Origin of the sequence: Acinetobacter sp. XS-4, assembly GCF_023920705.1 — a bacterium.
GTDB lineage: Bacteria > Pseudomonadota > Gammaproteobacteria > Pseudomonadales > Moraxellaceae > Acinetobacter.
In genome coordinates, this window is record NZ_CP094657.1 from 3,896,493 (window position 1) to 3,912,340 (window position 15,848).

Annotated in this window: 14 protein-coding genes; 8 read left to right on the forward strand and 6 right to left on the reverse strand. The window is 40.5% G+C overall.

Translation table 11 applies throughout. The features are described 5' to 3' along the window. The first annotated feature begins 1 nt into the window (after position 1). Positions 2-898 carry a tRNA glutamyl-Q(34) synthetase GluQRS gene (gene gluQRS / locus MMY79_RS18100; protein ID WP_252610728.1) on the forward strand — a complete coding sequence of 299 codons (897 nt, stop codon included), beginning with the start codon at positions 2-4 and terminating at the stop codon, positions 896-898. A 49-nt stretch (positions 899-947) separates the two neighbouring features. Here gluQRS and ftsW read toward each other — a convergent pair whose 3' ends face one another. The 5 genes from ftsW to MMY79_RS18125 form a co-directional block, all read right to left on the reverse strand. After that, positions 948-2,144, reverse strand: coding sequence for a putative lipid II flippase FtsW (ftsW, locus tag MMY79_RS18105; RefSeq protein WP_004795141.1), 1,197 nt, complete (start codon positions 2,142-2,144; stop codon positions 948-950). Between the two features lie 24 nt (positions 2,145-2,168). Next, on the reverse strand, positions 2,169-3,515 hold the full coding sequence (murD, locus tag MMY79_RS18110; RefSeq protein ID WP_252610730.1) for a UDP-N-acetylmuramoyl-L-alanine--D-glutamate ligase: 1,347 nt from the start codon (positions 3,513-3,515) through the stop codon (positions 2,169-2,171). A 160-nt stretch (positions 3,516-3,675) separates the two neighbouring features. Next, positions 3,676-3,927, reverse strand: a complete 252-nt coding sequence (locus MMY79_RS18115) for a DUF6587 family protein (RefSeq protein WP_252610732.1) — start codon at positions 3,925-3,927, stop codon at positions 3,676-3,678. Positions 3,928-3,947: 20 nt separating this feature from the next. After that, a complete protein-coding gene (locus MMY79_RS18120) occupies positions 3,948-5,801 on the reverse strand; it encodes a ferrous iron transporter B (RefSeq protein ID WP_252610734.1) in 1,854 nt (617 codons plus the stop codon). Continuing rightward, entirely contained in the window at positions 5,798-6,061 is a 264-nt protein-coding gene (locus MMY79_RS18125; RefSeq protein WP_252610736.1) for a FeoA family protein, read from the reverse strand. Before MMY79_RS18125 ends, MMY79_RS18120 begins: the two co-directional genes overlap by 4 nt. 143 nt (positions 6,062-6,204) lie before the next feature. Between MMY79_RS18125 and xerD the strand changes: the two genes are divergently transcribed. From xerD to thrC, 4 genes are all read left to right on the forward strand, one after another. Next, positions 6,205-7,125, forward strand: a complete 921-nt coding sequence (gene xerD / locus MMY79_RS18130) for a site-specific tyrosine recombinase XerD (RefSeq protein WP_252610737.1) — start codon at positions 6,205-6,207, stop codon at positions 7,123-7,125. A 146-nt stretch (positions 7,126-7,271) separates the two neighbouring features. After that, positions 7,272-8,084, forward strand: coding sequence for a DsbC family protein (locus tag MMY79_RS18135; protein WP_144735575.1), 813 nt, complete (start codon positions 7,272-7,274; stop codon positions 8,082-8,084). Between the two features lie 243 nt (positions 8,085-8,327). Then, the gene (locus MMY79_RS18140) at positions 8,328-9,629 is read left to right on the forward strand and encodes a homoserine dehydrogenase (RefSeq protein WP_004795155.1); all 1,302 of its coding nucleotides are present in this window, start codon (positions 8,328-8,330) and stop codon (positions 9,627-9,629) included. Between the two features lie 54 nt (positions 9,630-9,683). Continuing rightward, a complete protein-coding gene (gene thrC, locus MMY79_RS18145; RefSeq protein WP_003654438.1) occupies positions 9,684-10,823 on the forward strand; it encodes a threonine synthase in 1,140 nt (379 codons plus the stop codon). A gap of 107 nt (positions 10,824-10,930) precedes the next feature. Here thrC and pbpG read toward each other — a convergent pair whose 3' ends face one another. Beyond that, positions 10,931-11,977, reverse strand: a complete 1,047-nt coding sequence (gene pbpG, locus MMY79_RS18150; protein ID WP_252610740.1) for a D-alanyl-D-alanine endopeptidase PBP7/8 — start codon at positions 11,975-11,977, stop codon at positions 10,931-10,933. Positions 11,978-12,189: 212 nt separating this feature from the next. Here pbpG and MMY79_RS18155 point away from each other — a divergent pair, with 212 nt between their 5' ends. Genes MMY79_RS18155 through MMY79_RS18165 form a run of 3 tightly spaced genes read left to right on the forward strand, consistent with a single transcriptional unit; the run spans position 12,190 to position 15,846 of the window. Further along, positions 12,190-12,825, forward strand: a complete 636-nt coding sequence (locus MMY79_RS18155; RefSeq protein ID WP_003654436.1) for a response regulator — start codon at positions 12,190-12,192, stop codon at positions 12,823-12,825. Positions 12,826-12,835: 10 nt separating this feature from the next. Then, complete coding sequence (locus MMY79_RS18160) at positions 12,836-14,404, forward strand: PAS domain-containing sensor histidine kinase (protein WP_252610742.1); 1,569 nt, start codon at positions 12,836-12,838, stop codon at positions 14,402-14,404. A gap of 23 nt (positions 14,405-14,427) precedes the next feature. Further along, positions 14,428-15,846: a sigma-54 dependent transcriptional regulator gene (locus MMY79_RS18165; protein ID WP_252610744.1), complete on the forward strand. Its 1,419-nt coding sequence runs from the start codon at positions 14,428-14,430 to the stop codon at positions 15,844-15,846. The last annotated feature ends 2 nt before the right edge of the window (positions 15,847-15,848 follow it).

Here is a 15,848-nt window from a genome sequence, read left to right on the forward strand (position 1 = left end):
TATGACCGCTGTAGCTACTCAAGAAAAGCCTAGCTTTTCATACTCAGGTCGGTTTGCGCCCTCGCCAACCGGCCCTTTGCATTTTGGATCACTCATTACCGCCGTCGCCAGTTATTGTGATGCTAAAGCTCACCAAGGCAAATGGCTGGTTCGTGTCGAAGACACAGATATCCCTCGTATTTATCCGGGCAGTGAAGAGCATATCCTCACCTCACTGGAAGCCTTCCAGTTCGAACCCGATGCAGAAATCATCTTTCAAAAAAACCGTTTAGACATTTATGAAAGTGTACTAGATCAACTTAAAAAAGAGGGTCTAATCTATGCTTGTCAATGTACACGCAAAATGCTGGGTTCAAATGCAATCTATGCGGGCACATGCCGCAATCTCAATCTTGATTTTAAAGACCAAGCAATTCGGGTAAAAGTTCAAGATCAACAAATCTGTTTTGATGACCGACTACAAGGACTTCATTGCTCTAATCTACAACACGACCTTGGAGACTTTGTTCTTAAACGTCGTGATGGGATTATTAACTATCAACTTGCTGTCGTTGTGGATGATTATTTACAAGGCATCACCCATGTCGTTCGAGGCTCAGACCTATTAGATAACACCGAACGTCAGATTTGGCTTAGCAAACTCTTAGGATACCCTAAACTGAGCTATCTACACCTCCCTCTCGCCATGAATGATCAAGGGCAAAAGCTCTCTAAGCAAAACCTTGCTCAAGCACTCGATTTATCTAAAGCTCCTCAATTGCTGCAACAAGCCATCCAAGCATTGGGACAACCCAAGGTTGGTTTAGACCAGCCTAAAATGATGCTAAAGCAGGCTGTAGCACAGTGGAATATAGATTTAATTCCACATGGACAAGAGCTCAGCGGAACATACCTATAAATAAAAAAACCCGATATCAAATCGGGTTTTCTCATGCCTAAATACCTAACTAGAAGTTTGATTCTTCCCTTTCTGGATTTACTTCTTGGGTTGAAGCATCAATCTTTAAGATCAAGCTAATCATCGCAGCACACATCATTAAAGATGTACCACCATAACTAATAAATGGCAGAGTTAAACCTTTAGTCGGCATCAAACCCATATTCATGCCCGCGTTTACCAAGATCTGGAGCAAGAAAATAATACTGATACCGTAAGCTAAATAGCCTGCACGAAGGTAATGATGTTTCAATGCACGATGACCAATTTTGATACAGCATGCTAACATCAAGAAAGACAAACCAATGACAATCGAAATACCAAAGAAACCAAATTCTTCGCCTAACACCGCCAACATAAAGTCAGTATGTGCTTCTGGCAAATAAGATAACTTTTGTACACTGTGCCCTAAGCCTGTACCAAACCACTCACCACGACCAAAGGCCATTAATGCATTTGATAACTGATACCCCACGCCTAATGGATCTGCCCATGGGTCGGTAAACGAAATCAAACGCTGGAAACGATACGGCTCAAATAAGATCAAAAATACGATACCGGTTACAATAGCGCCTAACATAATTAAGAACTGTGTTGGCGGTGCACCAGCTAAAAAGAATACCCCGACCATCATCAATACAATTACGATCGTAGCACCCAAGTCAGGCTCAGCAATAATCAAACCAACCGTAATTGCCATAACCCCACTTAAACGTAATAAGCCTTTCCAGTGAGTACGAACCTCTTTGGCACGGCGCACAACGTAGTCTGCGGTAAAGATTGCCATCATGACTTTGGCAACCTCGGTTGGCTGTAAAGTAAAGCCACCGATCTTAATCCAACGTGTAGAACCGTTCACTTCTGAACCTACCACCAAAGCAGCAAGCAACAGAACCATGGTCAACAGCCACAGCGGGAAAGTGTTTTTAAACCAAGTATTGAGTGATATACGATAGGTCAAATATGCCACCACAGCCGCAGCGACAATCGAAATACCATGACGAATCACATAGTGAAACGGGTTTTCATGCATATATTCAGCATAGGGCATCGAAGCAGATGCCACCATCACTGAACCGATACACAATAATGCAACGACACAGAAAATCAGGACATTACGTGGCGTCACTTCCGCTGGCCATTTAGGCAATATCCGTTCATACCAATGATTGATTTTCTGGATTGTGGTCTGAGCTAAGCCTGCCATACTACATTCCTAATCATGTTTTCTTTAAACCAACGAATTGACACAGGCAACAAACTGCTGACCACGGTCATTATAACTTTTAAACATATCAAAACTTGCACAGGCTGGTGATAACAACACCACATCTTCAGCTTGTGTTTCACGTTGACACAGCTCTACAGCTTCTTTGAGTGTTGCTGCATGCAAAGTTTTGGTTGCGCCCTGAATTGCTTGTTCAATAACTGGAGCATCTTCACCAATCAATACCACAACTTTGGCATATTTTTCGATAGAAGAACGTAATGGACCAAAATCTTGACCTTTACCCTGCCCACCTAAAATCAAGGCAACCTTCCCTTTCTTAACCTCAATTGCAGCGCCTAAACCATCAATTGCTGCAAGTGTAGCACCAACGTTGGTTCCTTTAGAGTCATTGTAATAACGCACATCATGTACAGTTCTCACATACTCACAGCGGTGCTCTAATCCTTTAAATTGTTTTAACGTTTCAAGCATAGATTCCATAGGCAAGCCAATTGCTTCACCTAATGCTAAACAAGCTAAAGCATTGGCTACATTGTGCATGCCTTGAATATATAAATCTGAGCTTTTAATTAAACGCTGCAAACCACGTGCAAGCCAAAGCGCGCCATCTCCATCTCTTAAAACACCATATTGATTTAAGTCTGGTGCATTTAGACCAAAGCTTTGCATCGGTGTTGTATCTGGAACAAGAGGGCGACTTAAAGCATCATCGCGGTTAAATATAACTTTTTTAACGCCTTGGAAAATACGGTGTTTTGCTTGGTGATAACCCCACATATCACCATGACGATCTAGATGGTCTTCACTCATGTTAAGAACTACAGCAACCTCAGCATTTAAATGAGATGTAGTTTCTAGCTGAAAACTGGATAGCTCAAGTACAAGTAACTCTGGTTGATCTTTTAGCAAGTCTAGAGCTGGGCGTCCTAGGTTTCCACCCACAGCAACTTTTTTACCTGCATCTTTAGCCATTAAACCAATTAAAGTCGTTACTGTACTTTTCGCATTAGAACCCGTAATAGCCACAATAGGCACTTCAGTCGCACGGCGTAATAATTGAATGTCACCTACTACTGAAATCCCTTGAGCAATAGCTGCCTGAATTTCTGGTAATTGCGGTGCAAGGCCTGGGCTTAAAATAATTTCTTCTGCTTGTAATAATAATTCTTGGTCAAGTTGACCGAAACTGGTTTTAACGCCAGCTGGAATCTGGTCAGAACCAGGCGGTGTGGGACGAGAATCTGTTACTGCAACTTGGTAGCCTTGTTCATGCAGGAAATTAACAGCAGAAACGCCTGATATTCCCAAGCCTGCGACAACTTTTAATCCACCACGTTGTATTAACATTTTTGCCCCACAATTTATCAATCGACAGAATGGCAAAAATGTTAGCACTTTGCTGTTTTGAATGCTTTTTCAGTTTGAACTTTATTCATCTTTTTTTGTGTCAGTGCGTAAAAAAGCCATCAATATGATGGCTTTTTAGACGAAACAAGAAATACTAAATTTATTGCCATTTAATCGGCTTAATTTCTTGAACTGTATTCGTAGGTTTATCTTCGCTTGAACAACCACAGCCACCAGCACAACCAAAGGTCATTTTTGGTTTAAGCCATTTTGCCAAGGTTATCCAACCCTGCTTTTCACAAAATACAGATAGTGTAGAAAAGACTGAATTTGCTGTTTTTGGAAATACCTTTTTAAAAACAACTACAGTACTCCAAATCACTAAAACTGCAATAATCAGATATTGAATCATATACAACCTCCTTTCTTGCCTTAACCCCAATAGTGGGAAGCAATTTGATAGGTAACAAACGATGCCAAATAAGCCAAACCGAACAGATAGGCAGTCATAACAGAAACATGTTTCCATGAACCTGTTTCACGGCGTACTGTTGCCAATGTAGCCAAACAATGTGGAGCATAAATGAACCACACTAAAAGCGACAAACCTGTGGCCAAAGACCAGCCCGAACCATCCGCACTAATCAAATGCGACAAACCTTGAGCTACTGCATCGTCACTCGTTGCAGACAAGGCATAAACTGTACCTAATGCTGCAACCACAACTTCACGCGCAGCCATAGCTGGAATTAAAGCAATACAGATTTGCCAGTTAAAACCAATTGGAGCAAATAAAGGTTGAATAAGGTGTCCGAGCATACCGGCAAAACTATAATCTATGGCAGGTAATGTCGCCCCTTCTGGTGGTTGTGGGAAAGTACACAAAAACCATAGCAAAATAGAGAGCGCAAAAATGATTCCGCCGACGCGTTTCAAGAAGATCTTTGCACGGTCCAGCAAACCGATTCCCACACTTTTTAAATCAGGAAAGCGATAACTCGGTAGCTCTAGCAATAAGGCATGTTGAGATTTATCTTTTTGGAAGAATTTCATTAAAAATGAAACACAAAGCGCACTCACAATACCAGCCATATACAGACCGAATAGCACCAGACCTTGTAAGTTGAAAATACCCCAGACCATTTTCTCTGGAATAAATGCAGCAATCAGCAAGGCATATACTGGCAAACGTGCCGAACAGGTCATTAATGGCGCAACCATAATGGTCGTAAAGCGGTCACGAGGGTCACTAATACTACGCGTAGCCATAATTCCTGGTACTGCACAGGCAAAGCTTGAAAGTAACGGAATAAAAGCTCGCCCGCTTAAACCAGCTTGAAACATTAATTTATCAAGCAAGAATGCTGCACGCGGTAAATAACCTGATTCTTCTAATACTAAAATGAAGAAGAATAAGATCAGAATTTGTGGCAAGAACACAACTACGCCACCTGCACCAGCAATAATTCCATCAACAACCAAGCTATGCAGTAGTGGCTGTGTAATCACACTTCCTATTACCTCACCCAACCAGCCAAAGAAACCTTCAATGCCATCCATGAATGGAGCTGCCCACGCAAAAACTGCTTGGAACACAATAAACATCATGAGCGCAAGGCTTAGTAAACCTAAAATTGGATGCAAGAAAATTCGATCTAGAAAATCAGTACGCTTATCGCCCTGCTCAACATAATGAACAACATCTTTAAAAATCATATCGATTTTTTGATGATGAGTCCCTGTTAAGCCACTCAATTCAGTTTGTGGCACACTGTATTTTTCTTGATCAAGGGCATGTAGTAAATTTTCAATACCCGCATTACGAACAGCAACTGTTTCAACAACTGGCACACCCAAACGTTGAGATAACTTTTGAGTATTAATTTGGATGCCGCGACGACGTGCTTCATCCATCATATTCAGTACAAGTAAAATCGGACGACCTAGTCCAATCATTTCCAGCACCAGCCCTAAATGCAATTTTAAGTTAGTGGCATCAACCACACACAAAAAGGCATCTTGCTGCCCTTCTTCTGCAATCTTACCCAAACAAACGTCACGAGTAATAACTTCATCAGGACTAGTTGCATTTAAACTATATGTACCCGGTAAATCGAGTACACGCACTGCTCGGCCCGAAGGTAACTGAAAATGACCTACTTTACGCTCAACAGTTACACCCGCATAGTTTGCAACTTTTTGTCGAGTTCCAGTTAAATGGTTGAAAAGAGAGGTTTTACCACAGTTCGGGTTTCCCACAAGGGCAATACGTAACGCATCACTCATGCGGGTACTCCTTCTTCTATTAGAATTTCAATTTTTTCCGCTTCTGCTTTACGCAAAGCGAAACGAGTAAAGCCAATTTGGATCAAGATCGGATCACCACCAAAAATACCCTTGGTAATCACTTCCACTCGTGTGCCTGGTACAAAACCCAGACTTTCCAAACGAATTGCGACCAAATCTTGCTGATCGGACTCTACTTCTATCCGATTCACTTTGGTGATGGTCGCCGCTTGCTTCACTTTTAAAGCTGATAAACGCACCGCATCCGATCCTAAACCTTTTTTTCTAGTATACATATAAATGAGAATAATTACCAAATAAGGTTAGATTTCACTTCTTATTCAGTTTAATCGACAAACCTTAAAGTTTCTTTTACAGTACAGAGGTTTATAGGATGTAGTGTATGTTGAATAAAAAACCGCGTATTCCAAGCCCAGTTCAAATTCCTGAATATTTAAGCTTTTTACAAGGTTTTCGCGACTATTTAGTCGCTCAGACAGTAAGTCCCCATACACGAAATGCTTATTTATCAGACCTTATTCAATGCAGCGAACTCCATAAAAAAATTGCTCTTCCAGAGTGGACAAGTGATGATATTGCAGATGTTCTTATTGAACTGACAAAAGCAGGGAAAAGTCCGCGCTCGATTGCCCGCTGCTTATCTGCCCTACGTCAGTTTTACAAATTTTTACGTGAACAAAAGTTACGTAGTGACAATCCGGTTGCAACCCATCACTCTCCAAAAATTGGACGAGCATTACCCAAAGATCTATCTGAAGAAGATGTAGAAGCGCTAATCCAAGCACCCGACATTAATACAGCACTTGGCTTACGTGATCGAGCAATGTTTGAAGTGCTTTACGCCTGCGGTTTACGCGTTTCAGAGTTACTTAACTTGCGACTAGAACTCATTAATTTAAAACAAGGCTATTTACGTGTTACAGGTAAAGGCAATAAAGAACGTTTGGTTCCGTTAGGACAATTCGCCTGTGAATGGGTAGAACGCTATTTAAGTAATGCTCGACCTCAACTCTACAAAAGCTCAACTGACTATCTTTTTTTGACTCAACATGGCGGAATTATGAGTCGTCAGAACTTTTGGTATGCTATTAAACGCTATGCGCTTCAAGCCAATATTCAAGCTGAACTCTCACCTCACACTTTACGTCACGCCTTTGCAACGCATCTGCTCAATCATGGCGCTGACTTACGTGTAGTACAAATGTTACTGGGTCATAGCGATTTATCTACAACACAAATCTATACGCATGTTGCACAAGTACGAATGCAACAATTACATGAAAAACATCACCCTAGAGGATGATAAAGCCTTAAAGCTCCAGACCATTATTTCATATCAATCATTTGATTTCGTTCACAAAGGTTAAGAAAGTTTTAACAATACACATTAGATTTTTTGTTATGCTTAGCAGCTTCTGACTATAAATACTGATGAAATAAGGGTTATCTATGTCTTTTACCCGCTCTCAAATTTTTCTTGCCTGCACGCTGGCATCTAGCCTTTTGTTCAGTGCTTGCTCTAAAGAAAACAAACCACAAAAAGAAGATGCGCTCACAGCGACTGCACCTGCTACAGGGGAAGCTTCAACCATTATCGAACGTAATGATAAGCAGCGCTTGATCGAAACTTTGCAGAAACAATTTAAGAATGCAAATATCAACGCCAAAATTTTAGATATCAAGCCGACAGAAGTTCCTAATTTGTACTGGGTAAATCTCGAAGGGATGACATCGATTTATACAACCAGTGATGGAAAATATTTAATTCAGGGTGATGTAATCCGATTAGGAGGCAAAGAGCTTCATAATATTGGAGATAATCTTCAAGCTTCAGAAAATAAAAAGCATCTTGCTGCGTTAAAAAATGAAGATCTTATTGTCTACCCTGCAAAAGGTAAGGCTAAACACGTGATTTATGTGTTTACCGATGCAAGTTGTCCTTATTGCCATAAGCTACATGAGCACATACCTGAAATTAATGAAAAGGGTATTGAGGTACGCTATATTGCTTGGCCACGTGGCGAGCAATTTATGCCGACCATGGAAGCTGTATGGTGTAGCGCAGATCGTAAAGCTGCCTTTAGCCAAGCAGTACAAGGGGTTAATATTCCACCTGCTCAATGTAAAAACCCTGTTCGAGAACAATATCAACTTGGCTTAAACATGGGTGTAAATGGTACACCTGCTATTTATAGTGTTGATGGTGAGTACTTAGGTGGATATCTAACACCAGATGAATTAATTAAACGTCTGGATAAATAATCCACTCAAAGTTGATGAATGATTAATCATCTATCTCTTATAAAAAGCGCTGCTCTCATTGCAGCGCTTTGTTTTTTCAATAAATAATGCTTTACCTACCCGTGTTTAAAGACTGATCTACTCTTCTTTTCTAAACATCGCACTCTAATTCATTGAACAGGTACTAAAAGCGCTAGAGTCTGGCGTTTTTTTTAGCTATGATCTAGCTTCAACTAAATGATTAAATGATGAATGGAGTGTGACGTGAAACCAGTTCGCCTGGCAATACTCGGTCTAGGAACCGTAGGTGGAGGAGCCCTTAAACTACTACAAGAAAATGCCGCTGAAATTAAACGTCGCACCGGTCGAGAAATTCAAATTACCCACGTTGGAACACGTCGTCCTCGTCCAGATCTCGAGCTGGAAGGGATTAAACAAAGCGCAGATTTACTTGATATCGTTCGCCAACCAGATGTTGATGTGGTTGTAGAAGTCATGGGTGGTATCCATCCTGCTTACGAAATTATCATGGAAGCAATCAAACACGGCAAACAAGTCGTGACTGCAAATAAAGCTTTACTTGCTGAACATGGCAATGAACTATTTAAAGCAGCCGAAGATAATGCTGTACAAATTGCTTATGAAGCAGCAGTTGCTGGCGGTATTCCAATTATTAAAGTCATCCGCGAAGGCCTTGCTGCAAACCATATTGAATGGTTGGCAGGCATCATCAACGGTACAGGCAACTTTATTCTGACTGAAATGCGTGAAAAAGGTCGTGCATTTGATGATGTATTAAAAGAAGCTCAAGAACTTGGTTATGCAGAAGCAGATCCAACTTTTGATGTTGAAGGTATTGATGCTGCGCACAAGCTTACAATTTTAGCGTCTTGTGCTTTTGGTATTCCTCTTCAGTTTGATAAGGTTTATACCGAAGGTATTAGTAAAATTACCGCACAAGATGTGAAATATGCCGAAGAACTTGGTTTCCGCATTAAACACCTCGGAATTGCACGTCGCGCTGAAAAGGGTATTGAACTACGTGTTCACCCAACGCTCATTCCAGATGAACAGCTTATTGCAAATGTAAACGGTGTTAAAAATGCTGTTTTAGTTCAAGCACATGCTGTAGGCCCTACACTTTATTACGGCGCTGGTGCTGGTGCTGGTCCAACAGCTTCTGCTGTTGTTGCCGATGTAATTGATATTGTTCGTGACATCTCTTATACCGAAGACGGTGCAGGAACAATTCCTCAGTTGGCTTTTGAAGCATTAACCAATGTGCCAATTTTAAGTCGTGAAGAAATGACCACAGGTTATTACATCCGCTTAAATGCAGAAGATCAAACTGGCGTACTTGCAGATGTTACTACCATCTTAAGCCGCGCTGGAATTAGTATTGATGCCATCATGCAACAATCTCGTTTAAAAGACCTTATTCCAATCGTGATTCTGACCGATCCAATCGTTGAATCTAAAATGGATGAGGCTCTTGCACAAATCCAAGCCTTACCTGCAATTCGTGGCGAAATCGTAAGAATTCGTTTAGAATCGCTCGATAGTTAATCAGGTTGAGGGAAAGATTCCCTCTCCCGCTTCACCTCTAATTGGAACACCATCATGTCTAATGCCAATCGTTATACTGGTCTTGTAGATCGTTATCGTGACCGTTTGCCAGTTTCGGCAACTACTCGTGCTATCTCTTTGGGTGAAGGCAACACCCCACTCATTAAACTTGAGAATATTCCACGTATTATTGGCAAAGATGTTGAAATTTATGTGAAATATGAGGGCTTAAACCCAACTGGTTCATTTAAAGACCGTGGTATGACCATGGCTGTAACCAAAGCGGTTGAAGAAGGCTCTAAAGCGATTATCTGTGCATCTACTGGTAACACTTCTGCTGCTGCTGCTGCTTATGCTGCACGTGCAGGTATCAAAGCATTTGTTTTGATTCCAGAAGGCAAAATTGCAATGGGTAAAATGGCACAAGCGATGATGTATGGTGCGATCACTATGCAAATCCGTGGTAACTTCGATGATGGTATGCGTCTTGTAAAAGAAGTTGCTGATCAAGCTCCTGTAACGATTGTAAACTCAATCAACCCTTACCGTTTGCAAGGTCAAAAAACTATTGCTTATGAAATCGTTGAAGCTTTAGGCCGTGCACCTGATTATCACTGCTTACCTGTAGGTAACGCGGGTAACATCACAGCTCACTGGATGGGTTATACCGAAGCTGTAGCAAATCAACCTGCTGATCAGTTTGAACAAGTGATTTATGATGCAGCTACTGATCAATTCACTGGTCCAAAACCTGAAGGTTTACCAACAATGGTTGGTTACCAAGCTTCTGGCGCAGCTCCATTCTTACGTGGTGCTCCAGTTGAGAACCCAGAAACAGTTGCAACTGCAATTCGTATTGGTAATCCACAAAGCTGGAACCATGCAAAAGCTGTAGTACGCGACTCTAAAGGCTGGTTCGATGAACTTCAAGACAGCGAAATTTTAGAAGCTCAACGCTTACTTTCTATGTATGAAGGTGTATTTGTTGAGCCAGCGTCTGCCGCTTCTATTGGCGGTGCGATTCGCGACATTAAAGCAGGTAAGATTGCTGAAGGTTCTGTCATTGTATGTACAGTAACTGGTAATGGCTTGAAAGATCCTGACACTGCAATCAAACAATGTGCTGATGCAGTTATGTTGTCAATTGACGCAACAATGAGCCAAGTAAAAGATTCAATTTTATCTAATATGTAAAATCTGAGTTTTCAAAAAAACGGCTGTTCAACACAGCCGTTTTTTTATGTCTTTTTTATAGCCATAAAAAAACGCTTCTTGATAGAAGCGTTTTTAAAATATTTAAATTAAATACGTTTTGGTAAATTACTTAACCAACCTAATAGGTTAGTTGCATCGTTATTACGTGCCTGCGTACTTGGCTCGCCAAGTAATACAATCACTGCTGGACGCGAGTTTACAGTCGTATGCATGACAACACAGCGACCTGCTTCATTGATATAACCTGTTTTAGACAAGTTAATATTCCAACCACCATTACGCACTAGAGCATTGGTATTGTTAGATTTCAAAACACGATAACCCAAGTTAAAGTCATAGGTCGGTGTAGTCGAGAATTGACGAATCAAACCATATTGAGAAGCTGTACTCGCTAAAATTCCTAAGTCACGCGCAGAAGATACATTGCGTGGATCTAAACCAGTTGACTCATAATAATGAGTTGCATTCATACCTAAAGCACGTGCTTTAGAGTTCATCGCTGCTACGAATGCAGGACGACCACCTGGATAAGTACGCGCTAAAGCCGCCGCTGCCGGATTTTCAGACTTCATTAAAGCAAATAACAACACTTCTGCACGGTTCATCTTGTCGCCAACACGCAGTGTTGAACTTGAATTTTTACCGTTTGCCCCAGCAAAATCAATTTGCTCAAGCATAATTTCTTCTGACATGTTTAAACGAGCATCTGCTGTTACCACTGCTGTCATTAACTTGGTAATAGACGCAATTGGCACAGAAGCATTGGTATTTTTACTAAACAGTACTTCACCCGTTTGTGCATCCATCACTAACGCAGCTCGAGCACTTACGCTCGGCTGAGCATTGTAACCACTCGTATCACGAATCGGTGCAAGATTAGGAGCAGATGCTATAACTTTCGGTGCATTACCACCACGCAATGTCGTAGTTACAGACGTTGAACCTTGTGGAGTTGGTTCATCATCTTCCTCATTCAAAAATTGGCTAGCATCAGCTGAAGACCAATTTAAGCTTGCAGTACCACTACTCCCTGAGGACGGGTTATTGACGAGTTCTGCAAAGCTTGTTGAACTCAAACTAAGCAAAATAGACATGCTTAGCACATGTATTAAAGACTTTTTAGAATTTTTCACGGCACAATACTCGACTCAGGGTGATACACATTTGCGCTTACTATAATTATGCCTTACATTTGAGGGATAAGGTATAACGCTTTTACCGACACAATTGTGCACAACTATTCGCTCACTATATAAGAATAGGATTGCTAATTTTGTCATTCCATTGCAAGCTAATTTTGCTTTATGTAACAAAAAACTTGTTTTTTGAAAGAAAGGAGGTCTTCTTGATTACAGTTTTAGTTGTGGATGACCATGAACTTGTACGTACAGGCATTTGCCGTATGTTAGAAGATCATGCCGATGTAGAGGTCATTGGACAAGCCGAATCGGGTGAAGAAGCAATTGCTATTGTTCGTCAGAAACATCCTCAAGTTGTGCTGCTTGATGTCAACATGCCAGGCATCGGGGGCGTAGAAACGACACGTCGTTTACTACAAACCGCACCAGATACAAAAGTTATTGCTGTAAGTGGTTTATCAGAAGAACCGTACCCTTCTCTTCTGCTGAAAGCAGGAGCTAAAGGCTATATCACTAAAGGTGCTCCAATTACAGAAATGGTTCGGGCAATCAACAAAGTCATGCAAGGCGGTAAATACTTCAGTGCCGATATTGCTGAGCAGTTGGCGAGTTCCTATCTATCTGACACCCAGCAATCACCTTTTGACGCTCTATCCGAACGAGAAATGCAAGTTGCAATGATGGTTGTAAATTGTATTAGCGCTCAGGAAATTGCGGACAAACTTTTTGTAAGTGTTAAAACGGTCAATACTTACCGCTACCGTATTTTTGAAAAACTCGCCATCGATAGTGACGTTAAACTGACTCATCTTGCGATCCGTTATGGTCTGATCAAACCGTAATCAAACTTATATGCAATTTCCCTTAAACTCATCGTTGTCCAATACGATTTTTCGTTTGGGCACGTGGTATGGTTTATATCGTCTTATTATTGCGGTTAGCCTCAATATTATTTTGGTTTTAACCGATGCTCAAATCGACAATAGTCTACAACAACCCGCTTTATATTCTTACACACTACTTGGCTATTCCATATTAAGCCTTCTTCAGCTTTTGTGTTTTAAGTTTGTTGCAACTCAAGCCACAAAGCAGCTTATTTTATTTTTTGTAGTTGATGTTATCTGTTTGAGTTTACTTACATTTTCTGTAGGCGAACCAAATCTGCAACTCAGTTTGCTGTATGTGATTGCTATATTTACCTCGGCAATTTTACTCAGCGCAAGAATGTCTTTACTCATTACATTACTTGCGGTCATTGCGATTATTTACCAACGTTTTGTTGGTAGTTTATTTGACTACAATAATCTAAATACGATTGGTAATAGTGCCTTATTGGCCTTCTTATTTTTTGTGGTGCATGGCATCGGACAAATTGCGGTTCAACGTTTTAAATTACTTGAAGCGCTGACTTTCCACCAATCTATAGAACTCTATCAACTACAAAATATCAACCGCTATATCTTGGAACAAATTGAAGAAGGCTATCTAGTTCTAGATGAAAACTATGACATTGTTTTAAGTAATCCAGCTGCCTGCTCTCTGTTAGGGATTCCTCCTCAATTTGCCAGTGAAAAATACCCTTTAGCAAAATGGCACCCCGATTTATTTGAAATTCTTAAGTTTGATAACTTACAAGAAGGTGATCGATTTATTTTTGAGTCTCAGCTATCGGCTTATTCTATTAATATTAAAGTCCAACATCTTGTAGTACCGCAACAGGCATTGACGCTACTCATTTTACAAGATGCGCAACACATTAATCAGCAAGCTCAACAACTCAAACTTGCTGCCTTAGGGCAACTCTCAGCAAGTATTGCACATGAAATCCGTAATCCCCTAGCAGCAATTGTTCAGGCAAACGAATTATTTAAAGATAGTGATTTAGAACAGCAAAATACTTTACGCCATATGATTGGTAAGCAAACAAAACGCATCGATAGTATTGTTCAAGATACCTTAGGGCTTGCTAGCAGCGAAAGAACTTATCCAATCCAGATTGGACTAAACGACTTCATAAAGACACTATTAGATGAAGATCTATTAGATGCTAGACATTCTATACAGCTTAAAATTCCTGATTCATCCTTAAAATTATTATTTGACGAGAAACAACTCAGACAGGTGCTCATTAACCTTGTCAGAAATGCTTTACGCCATAATGCGCCCGATTCACCTCATGTTCTGATCAACATTCACTCACAAACAAATAAACTCTATATTGATGTGATCGATTACGGCGAAGGGGTTTCAAAACGTGATATATCTCAATTATTTAAACCATTTTTTAGTACCGAAATTAATGGAACTGGTTTAGGATTATATTTGTCTCATAGTTTTTGTGAGGCAAACCATGCAAAGCTCACTTATGTAGAGCAAAAACAAGGGGCATGTTTCCGAATGGAATGCTCAATAATATATTGATTTTTTATTAGGTTTTTGGGGAAATGGCAGAACAGCAACCACTAGTTTTGCTTGTAGACGATGAAGAAGATTTGTGCCTTTTAATGCAAATGACTCTTGCACGAATGGGGATTAAGACACATCTTGCTTATCGGGTTGAACAGGCCAAACAACTCTTTACTCAGTTTCATTATGATGCATGCTTAACCGATTTAAACCTACCCGATGGTAGCGGTTTAGAATTGGTTAAACACGTTTCTCAAACTTACCCACACACACCAATTGCAGTTTTAACTGCATACGGCAATATGGATATTGCAATTGCAGCGTTAAAGGCGGGAGCTTTTGACTTTGTAAGTAAACCTATTAACCAAATTCATTTAGATCAGTTATTAAAAAAAGCGCTAAATCAGCCAAAACCAGAGCATGAGTTTGGTGAAACCACTTTGGAAAATGATCTATTAATTGGACGTTCTCCGCCAATACAAAACTTACGTATTGCTATTAAAAAGATAGCCCGCTCTCAAGCTCCTGTGTTTGTTACAGGCGAGTCTGGTACAGGTAAAGAAGTTGTTGCTAATCTTATTCACCGCTTGAGTAACCGTAGCGAAGGTCCGTTTATTGCGATTAACTGTGGCGCGATTCCAACCGAGCTCATGGAAAGTGAACTTTTCGGGCATAAAAAAGGCAGTTTCACTGGAGCGACCCAAGACAAACAAGGCCTTATTTTGTCTGCTCATGGCGGCAGTTTATTTTTAGATGAAATTGCCGAATTACCATTAAGTATGCAGGTTAAATTGCTTCGGGCAGTGCAAGAAAAGAAAATTCGTCCAGTAGGTTCAGATCAGGAAATTGATGTTGATTTTCGAGTGATTAGCGCCAGCCACCAAGATTTAGATTTATTAGTTCGACAAGGTAAATTCCGTCAGGACTTATTTTTCCGTATTCATGTGATGGATATCATGTTGCCACCACTGCGTGAACGCGGTGGCGATATTTTGCTATTAGCCAATCACTTTATTCAAAAGGTTTGTATGGAATGGGAAATTCCAAGCAAACAATTAACTACAACTGGTGAAACTTATTTATTACAGCAAGATTTTCCGGGTAATGTTCGTGAATTAAGAAATATGATTGAACGAGCTATTACCTTAAGTGATGATGAATTTATTGATTTAACACACCTAGCACCTCTTCTCAGAGGCAGTAGCGTTAACTCTCAAATCACCACTCAACCAGTGAATGACACATCGACTGCGATTACTCAGGCCCGACCAAAATTACCACTGGAAGGCCTAGAACGCTACTTAGAAAATATCGAAAAAGATATTCTGCTAAACGCACTAGATATGACTCATTGGAACCGAACCTTAGCAGCTAAAAAGCTAGGAATGACTTTTCGTTCTTTACGCTATCGACTGAAAAAGTTTGGCTTAGATACAGAATTGGGAGAAGAAGTATAAGA